This is a genomic window from Gracilibacillus caseinilyticus, assembly GCF_022919115.1.
Lineage (GTDB): Bacteria > Bacillota > Bacilli > Bacillales > Amphibacillaceae > Gracilibacillus > Gracilibacillus caseinilyticus.
In genome coordinates this window covers 2,925,456-2,943,031 of record NZ_CP095072.1, presented here as the reverse complement: position 1 = coordinate 2,943,031, position 17,576 = coordinate 2,925,456, and the positions used below count along the sequence as shown (strand labels likewise).

Below are 17,576 nucleotides of genomic sequence, written 5' to 3'. Positions count from 1 at the left end.
TTTAACGATGCTGATGGATGACGTCTAGCCCACCATTTATATCAAGGATGGTGCCTGTTACCATATCGGCATTTTCATCACAAAAAAACATCACCGCACGCGCAATATCTTCTCCTGTACCGGACCTTCCAATCGGTGTATGAGGATCCGCAATTTGTTTACTTTGTTTAATTGTCGCTTCTTTCATTTCACCCGCTATATCCCCAGGACATACCATATTGACGGTGATACCATTTTCTGCCTCTTCATATGCAACGGATTTCGTCAAAGAGACCAGACCGACTTTAGCAGCAGAGAAGGCTGCCCGATTAATCCATCCAGCAGCCGTATTAGCACTCTGGAATCCATAATTGATAATCCTGCCAAATCGCTGCTCCCGCATCGATGGTATTGTTAATTTCAATAGATGAAAGACTGCATCTAAATTTCCTCGAATCATCTGGTCCCATTCTTCTTCGGTATGATCGATTAATTTTTTCCTTTCAAACACAAATGGTCCAGCATTATTGATTACATAATCTATGGTACCATACCTTTCCACGGCTTGCTTGACTGCAGCACTTAAATCTTCTTTGTCGCTTACATCAGCTTGGATAATTTCGATCGATGCATCAGGATAAAGGTTCACCAGTTCCTGAGCGCGTTTATAATCTCGAAAATATGTAATGGATACGTTGTGACCCTCTTTCAAAAAGGCTTCGGTTACCTGTCGACCTAATCCTTTTGTGCCAGCCGTAATAAAGGCGTGCCCCATTTTCATCCTCCTTACTTCTTCAAACACATGATAGTTCTATGTTACATCAATGTTTCGTTTTTTTCTATTAATGTGCAGTTCCTTTCTCCGAACGTTTAAAAAGGCATTATATGTGGAATTACATAAATATAATTTAGTATCATTAAACACATGTAAACGGATACATGATATACTGTTTATAAGATATAAGAAGGAGTGAAATAACATGGCTTTTGAATATAATCGTGTTTTAGTAGCTGTCGATGGCTCTGATGCCTCCGAACTAGCATTTAAGAAAGCAGTAGACATTGTCCTGCGAAATAATGCTCAGATGTTTTTAGCTCATGTGATTGACACCAGAACCATTACAACAGTCGCGCCTGAGGTATATGATCAATCCTTGGCAAATCGATCTGAAAATTATGCCAAGACTTTACTTGATGAATATAAGGAAAAAGCGGAAAAGCATGGAATAAATAGTATAACAACACACGTTGAAATCGGATCACCAAAAATGAAAATACCGAAAGATCTTGCAAAAACATTTGATGCCGATTTAATTATATGCGGCGCAACAGGGATGAATGCAGTCGAACGCTTTTTAATCGGCAGCGTTTCGGAAAGCATTACCAGATATGCCAAATGCGATGTATTAGTCGTCAGAAGCTAAAAAATCCGGGCCATCAATGCCCGGATTTTCTTTGATACGTGATGAAAAGATAATGTTGCTGTCATTGCCACAATTGAAAGAATGGTGTAAAAGATTGAAATAGGAAAGGTTTCTATAATACAGATTATGTAAAGGGGAACTGTATGACAATATGGTAATTTTGATAGATTTTTTATTCGTGGCAAAGCTCCGGAAATATGCTCCGCGTTCTGTAGGGCACGGCTTCAGCTAGGCTACTACTTGAACAACTTCTTTGTTGCCTGTGCCGAGTGAGCCCGATTCAAACCGATACTTGTAGACACAGGTTCAGACACAGTAGATCTTCAGCTCGCGCTGACGCATACGGTGTCTCCGCATATTTCCTTCCTACGCTTAAGGAAGGCGCTGAATATGCTAGCTCTTATAAAAGTTATAGAGTACTATCCTAGCGTAGGACAACCATGTAGACTCCCGTAGCCGCAGGACGCGAAGTGGTTGGCCGAAGCGTTATCCTTGCACTAATAACATTTTAAAATGACCGCTATGCCAGTTAATATAATCGTTATTATAGCCAGCCATATGTAATTTCGATAGGACAATCGGGTTTCGCTCAATATTGTGTATTAAAACAACACTAATAACCAACACTTGATTTTCGAACTAGAACAATGTATGAAAATTCCTTCATCACCACATCTTTCCATTATTTAATCTGTTCTGTTTTTAGCGCGCGTGGTAAAATATGTTAGAGATTGCTCGAGGAGGTATTTAATTATGACAGAGGAACATAACGAATTCAATGATTTCAGAAGACATCAAGTCAAACGGCTCTCCAATGGGACACCGGTAAACTGGATTTCTACGCTTTTGACTTACGCTGGATGGATTATTTTAACAGCAGGCGCAGTTTTGTCATTATTTGTCTCCATGAATACTCCCAATAATTCATTTTTTGTTTTTATCATTTATGCCTCAATTGGAACAGCCACTGGATTAGGATTAGTTGGCATAGCGGAAGTCATCAAACAATTATTTATTATCAGTTACAGATTAAAAGAGCACGGCTATTCATTTGATAAGGAACAATAACACTATTCCTTTGCTATGGAAATCAATAACGATAAATTATAATAAAAAACCGACTTCCTTCCACATAGATTAACTACACAGAAAAAAGTCGGTTGTGTTATTTATTGCGCTAAACGAACCACATCGCGAGCAATCATAACTTCTTCATCGGTTGGAATCACGATTACTTTTACAGGTGAGTGTGGATAATTAACAAATTTTTCTTTTCCACGAATGTTATTCAAGGATGGGTCCCAATAAACGCCCATGAATTCTAATCCTTTTAGTACGCGCTCACGGATCGTTACACTATTTTCACCAACACCTGCTGTGAAAATAATCGCATCCACGCCATGCATTCTTGCAGCATAAGAACCGATATATTTGTGAATTCTTTCCGCAAATACTTGTAGGGCTAATTCTGCTCTCTCATCACCATTATTGGCTTTCTCTTCAATATCTCGCAAGTCACTGGAGAATCCAGACAATGCTAGCATACCACTTTTCTTATTTAATACGTTCATGACTTCTGCTGCAGATTGACCTGTCTTTTCCATGATATAAGGGATTAAGGCTGGATCAATGTTACCAGATCTTGTCCCCATTGTTACACCAGCTAATGGCGTAAAGCCCATGGAAGTATCAATCGATTTACCACCTTCAATGGCTGCAATACTTGCACCATTTCCTAAATGACAAGATAATAAGCGCAACTGCTCTAGTGGTACACCCATTAAGTCTGCAGCACGTTCTGATACATATTTATGTGATGTACCGTGAAAACCATATTTACGGATGCCATATTTTTGATAATACTCATATGGCAAGCTGTATAAATAAGACTGTTCAGGCATCGTCTGATGAAAGGCTGTATCAAACACTGCCACGGAAGGTACATTAGGAAGCACTTCACGGAAAGCACGAATACCTGTTAAGTTAGCAGGGTTGTGAAGTGGTGCTAAATCAGACACTTCCTCTATTTCCTCGATCACGTGGTCATTTATCGCAACAGAATCATTAAACTTTTCACCACCATGAACGACACGGTGACCGATTCCGTCAATTTCATCTAAACTTTTAATAACACCAAAAGATGTTAATTTTTCTAGTAATAATTTTACCGCAACCGCATGGTCAGGGATATCAGCTGTTTCTTCATCTTCTTTTTCTCCGAACTCAATAGAAAAAACCGAATCATCAATCCCAATTCGTTCCACTAATCCTTTTGACAATACTTTTTCTTCCGGCATTTCAATCAGTTGAAATTTAAGGGAAGAACTTCCGGCGTTAACTGCTAAAATTTTACTCAATATATTCAATCCTTTCATTTCCTTATCCTGCAAGCTATGTACGTATATATAATAGCTCCTTACATTCCCATACTCATTAAAACACCGTCAGGACAAGTTTGCAACCGGAATGTTAAATGGTAACGTTTGCTTTCAGAATTTTTTATTTTCAGACTATTTCTCCGCTTCCGTCTTGAACCAGCCATCAATTTTACGCAACATATTATGAGTAGCATTTACATCTTTAAAAGAAGGTAATTGTGCCATTAATGTCTGTTTCGGGGCCTTCGTATTATTACCTTGCTTTTGTAGAACTAAGATACTTTTTGCATGCTGTTCAGACGAGAACATCGATAATGGTAATTGCAACATCGCCAATATATGTGCTTCTTTACGTAAAAATGCTTGCAGTTGCTCACTTTGTTCACTCGTGAATAAGAAGTTAGGAATAACAAAAACTAAATAACCTGCTTCTTTTGTATAACGCAAGCTCTGTTCGATAAATAAATGATGAGCATAGGAGTGCCCTTCCTCAGCTTGCAGATCAAATTGAGCAGCTTGCTCATCATTAGGATAATAGCCTACAGGCAGATCGGCAACCACAGCATCGGCTGGATCTAATAATAACGGCATTAATGCATCTTGATGGAAAAATTCGATCGATAATTGCTGTAAGTTTGCACTTTCTACTGCTAACTGAATTAAAGTAGTATCAATTTCACTACCATATCCTTCTGCTTCTGCACTCACCTGATTCATAACCGCTGTTAAAAGATTTCCGGCACCACTGGCAGGATCAAATAGTCGAAACTGCTTCTTATCATTTAATAATTTCTGCAGAAAATAACCAATAAACATCGCAACTGAATCGGGTGTAACGACATGCTGCTGCTGTGTTGAACCTTTCATGCCTTTAATCAAGGCTAGCTGAATCACTTTTCGAATCGACTCTTTGGCAGGATTCTCCTGATAAAAGAGCTCCTTCAACTTCACAACACTTTCTTCCGTTTCAGCATCAGGAAAAGCTAATTCTTCTTCTGTCTGAATCGCACGCAATGCGAATACAAGACTATCTAAATACGTTTCTTCTTCTGTTTTCTCTATAGACATTGCTAATTGATCTAAGTACGTAAACGCCTTATCTACTTCAAACGTCACACTACTTCCCTCCAACATGTACATAATGAATTCACTGCCTATCTATTATGAAGGCAGTGAATTCATTATGTCTACTGAGAAGCATTAAATGTCATTGCTGTCTTTACCTGAATCTTTTTTCTGTTTCAACATATCCATCACCTGGTCAATCAACTGTGGACATTTCTCTAATACTTTTTCATATGCACTTGAGGATTCGTGAACCGGCATCAACTTTACACCTTCTTTATTAGCTACAACGAAAGCAGTCGGCGTAATCGATACCCCTCCACCGCTACCTCCACCAAACGGTATGATCGATTCTGATTGATTATTTCCTTTTTGACCACCTGGGACAAACTCACTACCTCCAGATGCAAAACCAAATTTCACTTGTGACAATGGAATGATTACACTTCCATCTGGTACGTCAATTGGCTTACCGATTGCTGTATCTACTTCAATTAATTGCTTGAGGCTTTCCATTGTCAATGACATGAAACCTTCGAGAGGATGTACGTTTTCGTTATTGTTATTATTATTATCTGCCATTAGTTATTTGCTCCTTTCATTAACTTCTTCATCTTGTTTATTTCTTTGATAGTCTTGCTCAATTTCATGGAAATCATGCATTCACCAAATGATTCTAAACTCTCCTGCTCAAAATCAGCTCCTACACTGAGGAGAAAGTCTTTTCTAGGGTACTGCGCAAGCAGCCGGTGTTTCAGTGTTTGCAAGACAACATACAAATGAGCAGTAAAAGAAGGATCATTGGTAGCTACAACGGTTTCTGTTTCCACCTTCTCAATCGTCGCCATTTTAATTATCTCTTTCCCTAGCGGGATCACTTCTTTCCAATTTGTTTCAGAATCTGTAGATTTTATTTTTTCACTTCCTGTTAAATCGACTGTTTTCTTATATACTACCATACGCAAAACCTTCACCTTTACTTCAAACATTTTCCCCTCTTCATCCCATTGCCATGCAAAAAAGACATATAGTTTAATGAATGCAATAAGAAGCAGGCATGTCAATAAGACAATGAATAGAAAGGCAATCAGTCCAATGATTATCATAAACTCACCTCATGATCTATTATTTACGAGGAATAACAAGATTAGTCATAAACTCGCGTTAAATAGAACAAAATAATGAAGGTTATCAATGGGATTGATCGAATTTACATGATAAGATGAAAGTAATTACATAAGGAATTAGGAGGCAAATTGATGGATAAAAGACGAAATATTTTTTTCTATTACAAGAAGCAGAAAGATATCAGTAACAAATTAGAAATATTATTTCAATATGTAAGGGATCAAGGATTTGAAGTAGTTGAGGAATCGAAAGAGGCAAATATTATCATTAGCATCGGTGGTGACGGTGAATTTCTTCAGGCAGTACGCAACACTAATTTTCGGCAGGATTGTTTATACGTTGGCATGACACAGGCTGATGAGTCCGGATTGTATTGCGACTTTAACCTTGATGAGTACAGTACAATGATTGAAGCTGTGAAAGAAGAAAATATCGAGGTTCGCCGTTTCCCAACAATCGATGTAAATATTAATGGTCGATCCACTTTTCATTGCCTCAATGAAGCAACGATTCGCTCTGCTGTTATCAAAACCATTGTGATGGATGTCTATATTGATGATAATTTCTTTGAACGTTTTCGCGGGGACGGACTGATTGTTGCCACACCTACTGGTAGTACAGGATATAATAAGTCAACAAGAGGGGCTGTCATCGATCCGAAAATTCCTTGTTTTCAAGTAACGGAACTTGCTTCCTTAAACAACAATCGCTACCGTACACTCGGCTCTTCATTCATTCTTAACAAAGACCGCACCCTCCGTTTAGAAGTGGTGCAAGACGGAAATGATTACCCGATTGTCGGCTTGGATAACGAAGCTTATTCGATCCGAAATATTAAATCATTGACCATGCAATTGAGCGATAAACGGATTAAGACGGTCAAACTGAAAAACAACTCCTTCTGGGACCGTGTTCAACGGACGTTTCTCTAAGGAGACGTTTATCCAATAAATTGAGTAAAGATTCAGTAATGGAAAAACCGGGAAAGCCCACCTGGCCCTAACTAACATAAATAATATATAACTACCTATAATATGGATTATGTCAACTAACACAGTGGTAACTTTGAAATATTTCATATGCTGGGAGACCGCTCCGGCCAACCACTCCGTGCCCCACAGGACGCGAAGCATATTTCCGGAGCTTTGCTAAGCAGATGAAATCTATCAAAATTAACACAATGTCAGTCAGTTCTACTTGACATAATCCATATTATAAGAACCCATCAATCATGTTTAGCATGTTTACTTCTATGACTTTACTTTTATACTTTCTTACCTGGTAAGAAAAACCGGGTATACACTGTCCCGGTCCTAACTAACATAAGTATATACAACTTCCTTAATACGGATTATAACAACTAGCTTACGTAATAATTTTAAAATGATTCATGTGCTAGTATATCGCTCCGGCCAATCACTTTGCGTCCCGTGGGATCAGTCGTTTCCGAAAATCCCGCAGGAAAGCGAGCTTCTTTTCGAGTTGAGGCCGACCCCACAGGACGCGGAGCATATTTCCGGAGCTTTGTTAGCATAGAAAACCTATCAAAAGTACAAAATTGACATACTGCTACACTTTATATAATCCGTATTATAAGTACCTACACTTTTATTTTCTCAATCTTAAGCGGAAATTTTTGTGATTCGGCTTTAATGTGGTAATTATATACTTTATCAAAAAAACAGAGGCACCTTTAATCCTCTGTTTTTTGATACATTACTTCCCCATCGACAATCGTAGCTTGTACTTCAATTTCATGGAAAAGTTCGGGATCGTTCTGAAACAGGTCTTGTTCTAATATTGTGAAGTCTGCCACATATTCCGGCAGAATCATCCCTCTGTCATATTCATGATGAATGACATAGGCACTTCCTCTTGTATATAAAGAGATTGCATCAAAAACAGAAAGTTGTTGTTCCTTTCCATACACCTTACCGTCTATCGCAGATCGCCGGGTTACCGCTGCTTGTATACCTAATAACGGGTTCACTTGTTCAATCGGAGCATCAGAACCACCCGCACAAGCAATTCCTTCCTCTAAATACGTTTTCCAAGGATAAGAGGCTCTCGTTCTTTCGTCACCAATTCTATCCTTGACCCATGGAAAATCAGAAGCAACAAAGGAGGGTTGAATATCCAGTACAGCGTTCAATCCTTTCAACTGTGTCAGAAGCTTCTGATTCATAATTTGCGCATGAATAATACGGTCACGCAAACCATTTGTCAGAGGATATTTAATGATACAGTTAACCACTTCCTCTACCGCTCTGTCCCCGATTGCATGTACCGCCACTGGGAAACCGAACTTCCTTGCTTTTTGAAACCATATTTCTAGATTTTTCCTTGTGTGGATGGGGATGCCAATATTATCCGGATCATCTTCATACGGATCACTTAACCAAGCAGTTGCACCACCTAAAGCACCATCTGAAAATATTTTCATCGCACCAAGTGATGTGAAGTCACCACCTTGACCATAACGATAACCTTGCGCTAACATATCATCGAAAACAAGATGGTGAACCAATAAATGTGCTCTAAACTTATACTGTCTTGGCACAACTTCCTGATACGCTCTTAATGTTCGGTCAAAACCACCATAGTAAGAAAGATCCTCTGTGTGACCACCTGTCAAACCTAGCCGCAACAAATCTTCAATCGCTACTTTTATCGTTTTCTGCAACAAAGCTTCAGAAATAGTCGGAATAATTTCTTTGATCATTTCCTGCGCCTGATCGAGTAAATAGCCTGTCGGTTCTCCTGTCTCATCTCGTATGATTTTTCCACCTTGCGGATCTTCCGTGTCTGCTTGGATCCCTGCTAGCGCTAATGCTTTTGAATTGACGATAATCGCATGACGGCAAACACGTGTTAAAATCATGGGATGATCACTGGAAATCTGATCTAGTTCATATTTATCGATAATTCGTGGTTCCTGCCACTGATTTTCATTCCAACCATCTGCAATCAGCCATTCCCCAGGCTCTAAGTCGTGGACTTTTTGAGCAAGCGCCTCCAGTACTTCCTCAGCCGACGTCATTAATGAAAGGTCCAAGTGCAACAATTTCTCCCCGTGCCCTGCAATGTGTAAGTGACTGTCAACAAAGCCAGGATACATAACAGCGCCTTGCAAATGATACTGTTGTTCTATGTGATATGTATTTCTAAGATATGGCTCTTCGCCAGCGTCTTTGATTTTACCATTCTCAACGATAACAGCCTCTACCGTTGCTCCTGGTTCAATCATTGTATAAATGGTACCACCATAAAAAAGTGTAGACATTCTATCACCTTGCCTATGCTTTGAAATCTTCTGTTAATACTTAAAGAATAGCAAAAACTCAAGACGAAGAAAAGGATAGTGCACCTGAGCACTATCCTTTATTTTATTCAATTCATTATTTAGCTTGGCCACCCATTTGTTGTTCAGCCATTTGTACTAGACGTTTAGTGATTTCACCACCAACTGAACCGTTTGCTCTTGAAGTTGTATCAGCACCTAAGCTTACACCAAATTCTTGTGCGATCTCATATTTCATTTGATCAAGTGCTTGGCTTACTCCTGGTACTACTAAGTTGTTAGAACTGTTCGCCATTGTCATTCACCTCCTCTTGACTACACTACTATGATGCGCTCGAGGAGGCGATCTCATGCAATTTTTTTTCTGGTAGTTGTTGTTAATTTACCCAATCATTAGAGCAAGTCTTCCAACTGTTCTTCTGCTTGATCTGTTGCCTCTACTTCAATGGTTTCGATGGCATTTAATATCTCTTCTATATCTTGATCAAACGTCATATTACCTTCAAATTGTTCAACCTTTTCCAGCCTCGGTTTGGTTTTTGGCTGCTTTGGCACAAAGACAGTACAACAGTCTTCAAAAGGTCTGATTGAAATATCATACATATCAATGGCCTCCGATATGGAGATAATTTCGTCTTTATCCATGGCGACTAGCGGACGAATGACCGGAAAATTTGTCACCGCATTGATCGCATGCATACTCTCCATCGTTTGGCTTGCTACTTGTCCAAGACTTTCACCAGTGACTAGTGATAAAATACCATTACGTTCTGCCACTCTTTCGCTTATACGCATCATCATTCTGCGCATCACCGTCATCGAATAACCGTGCGGAATTTCGCGGTGAATTTTTTGTTGCAATGCCGTGAAAGGCACCACATGAATTTTTACAGAGTGCCCGTAGGAAGCTAATTTCTCAGCCAAATCGACTACTTTTTCCTTTGCGCGTTCACTCGTATACGGCGGTGAATGGAAATGAATCGCTTCTATCTGTACGCCACGCTTCATCGTTAAATAACCAGCTACCGGACTATCAATTCCTCCTGATAACAATAGAAGTGATTTACCGGAAGAACCAACTGGCAGCCCACCAGCGCCAGGAATTTTTCTGGATGTTAAATACGTTGCTTCTGCACGTATATCTACGGTAATCTCAAGATCAGGGTGATGTACATCGACGGTAATGTCATCCGTATTTACTAATAAATGTCCACCAAGTACTTGATTAAACTCTTGTGAACCAATCGGAAACTCCTTGTTAGATCGTTTCGTAGTGACTTTGAAAGTTCGAACATTTTTTGTTTCTTTTAATAATCGTAATGCCTCTTCTTTGATTCTTTCAGGCTCATTGGCAACTTTTACTGCCAAACTCATATTCTGAATACCGAAAATCTTTCGGCAGATTTCCATTATCGGTTCTGGATCTTCTCCGTTTAACACGATATACATACGATCTCGCAGCTTATCTACTTTAATCGCAGGAAAATGACGTAATGCTTTTCGCACGTTTTTAGCTAGCTGTGTCGTAAATATTTTTCGATTACGGCCTTTTAATCCTAATTCACCATATCTTATTATAATGTGATCATATTGCATTTCTATCTACCCCATTACTTCACTTAATTTTTGAATGACATTTTCTAGCTGTTGACTGAAGAAGACAATCTCTTCTTTTGTTGTTTCATATGACATACTGACTCTCAATCCTGATGTAGCAATGGAACGATTTTTACCACATGCTATCAGCACGGCACTTTCGTCAGCACTTTTGGAGGAGCAAGCTGATTTCGTTGAAATATAGATATCTGATTCTTCCAGTGCATGAATCATCACTTCTGGCTTAAAACCCGGAACGGAGAAGTTGACAATATGTGGCGCACTGTTGTTTGCAGGTGTATTTAGTTTAACCTTAGCACTCGATTGTAATTGCTCGATTAGATACTTTTTTAATTCAGTTAAATTACTTGCCGTTTCGCTTTGCTTCTCATTAGCCAGGCGCATTGCTTTAACGAAAGATACAATACCTGCTACATTTTCTGTACCTGATCGAATCGACTGCTCTTGACCGCCACCATGCGCTAAAGAAAACAAACGCACTCCGTTTCTGACAACTAATAATCCTGTCCCTTTTAACCCATGAATTTTGTGAGCAGAGATAGTGCACAAATCAATATGACTTTTCTCTATATTTAACGGGACTTTCCCAAAACCTTGAACATGGTCAACATGAAACAATGCTTTCGGATAATTCTTCACAATCGCCCCAATCTCCTCGATCGGTTGAATGGTGCCTATTTCATTATTTACATGCATAATCGATACTAAAATGGTATCTTTTCGCATTGCCTTTTTGACGTATTCAGCCTCAACAAAACCCTCAGCATTTACCGGAAGATACGTCACTTCAAAGCCGAGTGACTCCAGACCTTGACACGCTTCCAATACTGATGGATGCTCGATTGCAGTGGTAATGATATGTTTTCCCCTCTTTTGATGCGCTAGCGCAGTTCCTTTGATTGCGATATTATTCCCTTCTGTACCACCTGCCGTGAAAATAATTTCATTTGGCTGGACTTTCAAAATGGATGCTGCTTGCTCGCGCGACTTACGAAGCAGTCTTTCCGCATCCATACCTATGCCGTGTATCGAAGACGGGTTGCCAAAAAATTGACTGGATGCTTTCGTAAAGCTTTCCAGTACTTGTAGGTTTGGTCTTGTTGTTGCACTATTATCTAGATATATCATCCATTATCCCTCTTTTTTCTGTTAACATTGCCATATCTTATCACATTTTTCCGTTAGTGAAAATAAGTTATGCCTAGCAGTGCTAGAATATTTATACTATTGCTGGTGCAAAGTGTATGCCATTAAACGAACATGCAATTCGAAGTTGAAGAAAACTGCCAAGTAATGCCATTTTTGTTATGTAGCAAATTTTATGCTAAGTAAAATTACTTTTCCCTAATGATATAAGGTTGTATTTTCATTTGGTGATTCTGACATTTTTACTGTGCTAAGAAAAGCTTCGGAAATATGCTACTCGTCCTGTGGAGCACGGCTTCAGCTAGACTAAAACTTGAACTTCTTCTTTGCTGCCGTGTGCCAAGGGAAATCACTTCGAAGCGATGCTTTTAGACACAGGCACAAACAAAGTGGATCTTCAGCTCGCGCTGAGGCATGCGGAGTCTCCGCATATTTCCTACGCTTAAGGAAGTGCTACAACGTAAGGAATAATAACTAAATGCAGTGGTTCTAGGCATTATGTTTTTATTCAAATACTATTATTTATGGACGATTAGAGATGCGCTCAAAATACTAACTCTTACAAAAGTTGTAGAGTACCTATCCTAGCGTAGGCCAACCGCGTAGACTTCCGCGGGATTGTGCAGAGGCTGAAGGACGTGAAGTGGTTGGCCGGAGCGGTATTAAGTATGTCAATATGATCTCATAGCTGATCATCACGTTCATTTTTCGCGATTATATTAAGAAGTTACTTTGCACTTTATGTTTACGACATAAGAAAAAAGCTGAACATAACACGAGGATTACTTGATTAACATTCATGTTATGTCCGGCTATTCATTTAACACATATACTTTTGTGTTAGGCTCGCTATTTATTAATCGATTTCTAATGCTGTTAATAATTCATCAATGGAAACTTTATTATCAGCTGTTAGTGACAGCGACAGGCCAGATAATGAGGAGGATATGTCGTCGGAAGCGGATTGGTTAGATTCCACTTCTGTAACAGAGGTCTCCTTATTAAATGGCGAGTAATGTGATTCAGAAAACTGAAAAACAAAATTCGTATATTTCGTCTGATCCTGATGCTTAAAAGCTACATGATTTGCTGCTGCAACATAATTGGTATCCTGATGGTCCAGATAAAAAAACAGAACCATTGACCATACACTAAGTGTAACGACAGCTAAAGCCGATAGCAGCCACTTCATACAATCTCCACCTTTAAGTACTAGTTAGTTAGTTAGCCATCTGTTGAAATGCCTGATCCATTTTTTCGATTTTTTCCATTGCATTTGGATCCACTTCTTCTAATGCTTTCACAGCTGTTTCCAATGCATTTTCATATTTATAATCTCTAAACAGTTGCTCCGCTTCGGATAGCTGAGCTGAAAGAACAGGGTGCGAACTACGGTATCGATTACCAAATTGAATCGCAAGCTCCACAAGTCTTGCCTGGTCCAACAGCATATTAGTTTGGCCGACGAAATGATCCACCGATTTATTCGCTTCTGTAATACTATGCTGTACTTTGCCCATGTCCAACGGGTGTTTTTGAAGATGATGCAATACCATCTCACACTTATCTGTTGATTCATCTAATGCATTGACTATGAAAGAAGGTACACCAGGAATATTACTTTTTTGCAGTTGCTTACTCGTATAAATAAGTTGTTTCTTTAATTCAGTAATTTTTTCTTTCGCTTCCATTTCATCTTTACGTAAATCAGAAATCTGTGATTGGAAGTCTTGCTGTGCTTTATTAAGCTTTTCCAGTTCCTCGGAAAGAGTATCCAATTTATCTTTTATTTCTAAGTGATTCGCTTTTTTGTCAACATAATCTTGTTCAATTTGTTCAAATTGATTTTCGACTTTTTCCAGCCACTTCTCTACACTTAGAAACATTTCTAATTCGGATTCTTCAAGGAAATATGTTTGTTGAAGTTCTTGAATTTGCTGCTTCGTGTTCGCTACTTCTTCTTGGATATCGGCTAATTGTTGTTTGACATTCGGCATATGACTTTCCACAATCGATTTAGACTTCGCTTCTTTTTCTAACAGTTGGAACATTTCATTGATGCGGTCTTCCATTTGTTCAAATGATTCCTCGATTGTGTCTATTTCCCCATTTTCCAACTGTCTAATGGCGTTTTTTAACATTGTTTCGTATTGTTTCAATTCCTTTTCGAAACCGAATTGCTGAACACGATAACCCTCTTCTTCCATTTCTGCCATTCCGCGTATTAAATCTTTCATTAACTCCGGAATGTGCTGTTTACTTTGACGATAAATCGTTGGAAAAGACGTGATCTTTTCTTCGATTGTTTCTAGCTCTGCCTTTAACGACTGAATCAGACCTTGTGCTTCGATATAATTACCTTCACTCGTTAATACTGCATACTCCGATAGCCTTTTTTCCATCTTCGTTAATTCTGATTCGTACACAATTTCAGCACGTCCGTATTGTGTGCGATTATGTAAAAGGTGCTTCTTTAGTTCTTTGATCTGTGGTTCTAATTCTTCTAATTCCTGTCGTGTATATTTCTCTGAATCAAGTAAATAATCCAGCTCCTTATACATTTCTTCGATATTCTTCTCGATCGCCTGAAGTGCATCTGTTACATGCTGAAGGTTCTTTCTGGATGCTTTGATTCGAAACTTATCTGCTGCTTCCTCTGCATCTAACAAATATTCCTCCATATCTGGCAGATCACGAGTAAGTATCATATCCCAGTTATCCTTCCATCGCTCAAAATTGACCTGGGTTTCACCTGACAGATTTAATTTCTTTACTTTCGCCAACTCTTCTGTCACATTCCGGTGCATGATTTCCATCTTCCATGCTTCCAGTCGGTCAACCTGATCATAGACCTTTTTCCTAAAGATCAGTCCGATAATCAATAATGCGATAATAACAAGAATTCCGCCGATCACGAATTCCAACAACATAAGTAATCCTCCTTCAAAAACACCCGATAACTTTCCATTTATCTAGTAAGATAAACACGTCTATATGATTACTTGTTATGATACCATGTTTCTATGGCTTTTTGCTAAGAATTTTACTATTTTTTGAATATTTTTATCGAAAAAAGCATTTTTTTATCTAAGCTCGAACATTTGTCACACTAATAGATCTATTGTATGATTAAAAAAATCCACAATAACTATTCACCAAGGGAGTGGGAGTACATGTTTGAAACAAAAAATTATGAAGGCAACAAAGCACAAAACTACCCAATTGTGATAAAACAGTTAGACGCATTACTACAAGATGAGCCGGATGTTATCGCTAATCTATCTAATGCATCGGCATTATTGAATCAATTTTTAAATGATGTGAACTGGGTAGGCTTTTATTTATGGAAAGAAGATGAACTTGTATTAGGACCATTCCAAGGCTTACCGGCCTGTGTTCGTATTAAGAGCGGAAAAGGTGTTTGCGGAACAGCCGTATCGGAAAAACAAACACAATTAGTAGCAGATGTGCATCAGTTCCCTGGTCATATTGCCTGTGATGCTGCCAGCCAGTCTGAGATTGTCGTACCTATTTTGAAGGATGGAGAAGTCTTCGGCGTATTAGATATCGATAGTCCTAGTAAAAACCACTTTGATGAAACAGATCAACAATATTTGGAGCAGTTCGTTCAAACATTAGAAAAATATATTTAAGCAAGGTAAGTTCCTGTTGACATTAGTCTCCTAACATCATATAATGAACTTTGTGTAAAAAAGGTAGCCTATGTGAACCGCTGGCTGACTATTTTGTTCCTTATCTGTTTAAACAGTAAGGTGTATCCCGTAACTCTCTGCTACTAGGGCGAAGATACATGAATACAAAATAGCTGTTATGTGAGGGACACACTGTCTTATTTTATGCAAATTTCATATATAAAGGAGAAGATGCACTATGGCTCGCTATACAGGTTCTGTATGGAAAAAGTCTCGTCGTCTTGGTATCTCGTTAACAGGTACTGGTAAGGAGTTAGACAAACGCCCTTACGCACCAGGTCAACACGGACCTAACCAACGTCGTAAACTATCTGAATATGGTTTACAACTACAAGAAAAACAAAAATTACGTTTCATGTACGGAGTGACTGAACGTCAATTCCGCAACTTATTTGATCGCGCTGGTACGATCAAAGGTATCCATGGTGAAAACTTCATGATTCTTCTTGAATCACGTTTAGATAACCTTGTTTACCGTTTAGGTCTTGCACGCACTCGTCGCCAAGCACGGCAATTAGTAAACCATGGTCACGTTACAGTAGATGGCGGACGCGTTGATATCCCATCTTACCAAGTAAAACCTGGTCAAGTAATTGGTGTTCGTGAAAAATCTCAAAGCCTTGACATCATCAAGGAAGCTATTGAGGCTAACACATTCACACCTGAATTCGTAACTTTCGACGAAGACAAATTAGAAGGTACTTTCACTCGCTTACCAGAGCGTTCTGAATTACCAGCTGAAATCAACGAAGCACTTATTGTTGAGTTCTACTCTCGTTAATTTCAGAAAATATTCTTTAGCAGTATTAAAAACCCTAGAAACGTTGATTTTATTAATGTTTCTAGGGTTTTCTGTTATAAATTTAGAATTTCCTGTTCAGCATCAGGGACCCGAATCAAATTATAAATGTATTTCTTGCATTACCCCCACCACATAGCTAGCACAAACACAGACCAACCACTGGTAAATAAGCCAAACACCACAAATATAGACAGATACACTTCCATTGTATTTTTTTCTATTTTTCTCTTTTTATATTGAAGTATAGTTGCAACAAATGAGTTCAAATACAATATTACACTTAATATAGTAATTGCTGTTAAGTTAAATACTGGAGATGATCCAATGATTTGGTCACTAAAAAAATAAGCAAAACTTTGACCAAAAACTCCCAAGATAGTTGCCAAAACAATACTCCCCAATATAATAAAATGCGTCTTATTCAACAATATCACCTCAAATTATGTATTTTCCACAAACAAAGAAAATTACAGAGTAACGTAATAGAAACCAGCATCAACTATAATCTTCTGACATACCTCAAGGATACGTAACCTTCACCTCGTTCATTAGAAAATGCTTCTTTTTCATGCTTGAATTCAAATCCTTTTGCTTCATACCTTTGCTATTTCCTTTTTGAACAGAATCCCATTGTTCCTTAGACCCCTTTCGACGCTGAATATGAGACAGATACTCTAACAATTTTGCACCTATCCCTTCTCCTCTCCTCCCCCACGTCTACATAAAGCACATATACTTCACTTGTGTCTACTCCAGCCATTCCACCGCCAATCGCTCCTAGAACTACTCCATCCTCCACTTCTACAATATAACCATCCCACCCATTTGACTCATCTAGTTCTTTGGCTATCGTGTATAATTGTAGAATAATTGGTTATTTCTTTCGATATTCACGTCACTTCTGATACCTTTGTACGTGTCTCTACATCCTTCACAGCATACTGTCGAAATCCCTTCGATATGTTCTCTTTCTGCGCTTTTAATTTTCACCATGTTAATCCCACCCTTACCAAATAAATAACA

18 protein-coding genes are annotated in these 17,576 nt (G+C 38.7%); 5 read left to right on the top strand and 13 right to left on the bottom strand.

Features of this window, described 5'->3' with window-relative positions:
• Nucleotide 1: 1 nt before the first annotated feature.
• The gene (locus MUN88_RS13805; RefSeq protein WP_244716019.1) at nucleotides 2–754 is read right to left on the bottom strand and encodes an SDR family oxidoreductase; all 753 of its coding nucleotides are present in this window, start codon (nucleotides 752–754) and stop codon (nucleotides 2–4) included.
• Between the two features lie 205 nt (nucleotides 755–959).
• On the opposite strand from MUN88_RS13805, the gene MUN88_RS13800 reads away from it, so the two are divergent.
• Both MUN88_RS13800 and MUN88_RS13795 read left to right on the top strand, forming a co-directional pair.
• A complete protein-coding gene (locus MUN88_RS13800; protein WP_244716017.1) occupies nucleotides 960–1,403 on the top strand; it encodes a universal stress protein in 444 nt (147 codons plus the stop codon).
• A gap of 753 nt (nucleotides 1,404–2,156) precedes the next feature.
• On the top strand, nucleotides 2,157–2,471 hold the full coding sequence (locus tag MUN88_RS13795) for a hypothetical protein (protein WP_244716015.1): 315 nt from the start codon (nucleotides 2,157–2,159) through the stop codon (nucleotides 2,469–2,471).
• A gap of 101 nt (nucleotides 2,472–2,572) precedes the next feature.
• Here the strand turns inward: MUN88_RS13795 and MUN88_RS13790 are convergent, their stop codons facing one another.
• The 4 genes from MUN88_RS13790 to MUN88_RS13775 all read right to left on the bottom strand — a co-directional run bounded on the left by MUN88_RS13790 (nucleotide 2,573) and on the right by MUN88_RS13775 (nucleotide 5,952).
• Nucleotides 2,573–3,760, bottom strand: coding sequence for an acetate kinase (locus MUN88_RS13790; RefSeq protein WP_244716013.1), 1,188 nt, complete (start codon nucleotides 3,758–3,760; stop codon nucleotides 2,573–2,575).
• Nucleotides 3,761–3,913: 153 nt separating this feature from the next.
• Nucleotides 3,914–4,897, bottom strand: coding sequence for a class I SAM-dependent methyltransferase (locus MUN88_RS13785; protein WP_244716011.1), 984 nt, complete (start codon nucleotides 4,895–4,897; stop codon nucleotides 3,914–3,916).
• A gap of 84 nt (nucleotides 4,898–4,981) precedes the next feature.
• Nucleotides 4,982–5,428: a GerW family sporulation protein gene (gene ytfJ, locus MUN88_RS13780; RefSeq protein WP_244716009.1), complete on the bottom strand. Its 447-nt coding sequence runs from the start codon at nucleotides 5,426–5,428 to the stop codon at nucleotides 4,982–4,984.
• Nucleotides 5,428–5,952 carry a hypothetical protein gene (locus MUN88_RS13775; protein ID WP_244716007.1) on the bottom strand — a complete coding sequence of 175 codons (525 nt, stop codon included), beginning with the start codon at nucleotides 5,950–5,952 and terminating at the stop codon, nucleotides 5,428–5,430. The genes ytfJ and MUN88_RS13775 overlap by 1 nt, the downstream gene beginning before the upstream one ends.
• 153 nt (nucleotides 5,953–6,105) lie before the next feature.
• Here MUN88_RS13775 and MUN88_RS13770 point away from each other — a divergent pair, with 153 nt between their 5' ends.
• On the top strand, nucleotides 6,106–6,906 hold the full coding sequence (locus tag MUN88_RS13770) for an NAD kinase (RefSeq protein ID WP_244716005.1): 801 nt from the start codon (nucleotides 6,106–6,108) through the stop codon (nucleotides 6,904–6,906).
• A gap of 761 nt (nucleotides 6,907–7,667) precedes the next feature.
• Here the strand turns inward: MUN88_RS13770 and MUN88_RS13765 are convergent.
• From MUN88_RS13765 to ezrA, 6 genes are all read right to left on the bottom strand, one after another.
• Nucleotides 7,668–9,257, bottom strand: coding sequence for an amidohydrolase (locus MUN88_RS13765; protein WP_244716003.1), 1,590 nt, complete (start codon nucleotides 9,255–9,257; stop codon nucleotides 7,668–7,670).
• A gap of 115 nt (nucleotides 9,258–9,372) precedes the next feature.
• Nucleotides 9,373–9,576 (bottom strand): alpha/beta-type small acid-soluble spore protein, encoded by a 204-nt coding sequence (locus MUN88_RS13760; RefSeq protein WP_305852466.1) that lies wholly within the window; start codon nucleotides 9,574–9,576, stop codon nucleotides 9,373–9,375.
• A gap of 92 nt (nucleotides 9,577–9,668) precedes the next feature.
• Nucleotides 9,669–10,871: a tRNA uracil 4-sulfurtransferase ThiI gene (gene thiI / locus MUN88_RS13755; protein ID WP_244715999.1), complete on the bottom strand. Its 1,203-nt coding sequence runs from the start codon at nucleotides 10,869–10,871 to the stop codon at nucleotides 9,669–9,671.
• 6 nt (nucleotides 10,872–10,877) lie between these two features.
• A complete protein-coding gene (locus MUN88_RS13750) occupies nucleotides 10,878–12,020 on the bottom strand; it encodes a cysteine desulfurase family protein (protein WP_244715997.1) in 1,143 nt (380 codons plus the stop codon).
• An 874-nt stretch (nucleotides 12,021–12,894) separates the two neighbouring features.
• On the bottom strand, nucleotides 12,895–13,230 hold the full coding sequence (locus tag MUN88_RS13745; protein WP_244715995.1) for a hypothetical protein: 336 nt from the start codon (nucleotides 13,228–13,230) through the stop codon (nucleotides 12,895–12,897).
• Nucleotides 13,231–13,258: 28 nt separating this feature from the next.
• A complete protein-coding gene (gene ezrA / locus MUN88_RS13740) occupies nucleotides 13,259–14,968 on the bottom strand; it encodes a septation ring formation regulator EzrA (RefSeq protein ID WP_244715993.1) in 1,710 nt (569 codons plus the stop codon).
• Between the two features lie 243 nt (nucleotides 14,969–15,211).
• On the opposite strand from ezrA, the gene msrC reads away from it, so the two are divergent.
• Nucleotides 15,212–15,691, top strand: a complete 480-nt coding sequence (msrC, locus tag MUN88_RS13735) for a free L-methionine (R)-S-oxide reductase MsrC (protein WP_244715991.1) — start codon at nucleotides 15,212–15,214, stop codon at nucleotides 15,689–15,691.
• Nucleotides 15,692–15,929: 238 nt separating this feature from the next.
• Nucleotides 15,930–16,532 carry a 30S ribosomal protein S4 gene (gene rpsD / locus MUN88_RS13730; RefSeq protein ID WP_244715963.1) on the top strand — a complete coding sequence of 201 codons (603 nt, stop codon included), beginning with the start codon at nucleotides 15,930–15,932 and terminating at the stop codon, nucleotides 16,530–16,532.
• 140 nt (nucleotides 16,533–16,672) lie between these two features.
• Here the strand turns inward: rpsD and MUN88_RS13725 are convergent, their stop codons facing one another.
• On the bottom strand, nucleotides 16,673–16,939 hold the full coding sequence (locus MUN88_RS13725) for a hypothetical protein (RefSeq protein WP_244715961.1): 267 nt from the start codon (nucleotides 16,937–16,939) through the stop codon (nucleotides 16,673–16,675).
• 460 nt (nucleotides 16,940–17,399) lie between these two features.
• Nucleotides 17,400–17,546: a hypothetical protein gene (locus tag MUN88_RS13720; RefSeq protein ID WP_244715959.1), complete on the bottom strand. Its 147-nt coding sequence runs from the start codon at nucleotides 17,544–17,546 to the stop codon at nucleotides 17,400–17,402.
• Between the last annotated feature and the right edge of the window lie 30 nt (nucleotides 17,547–17,576).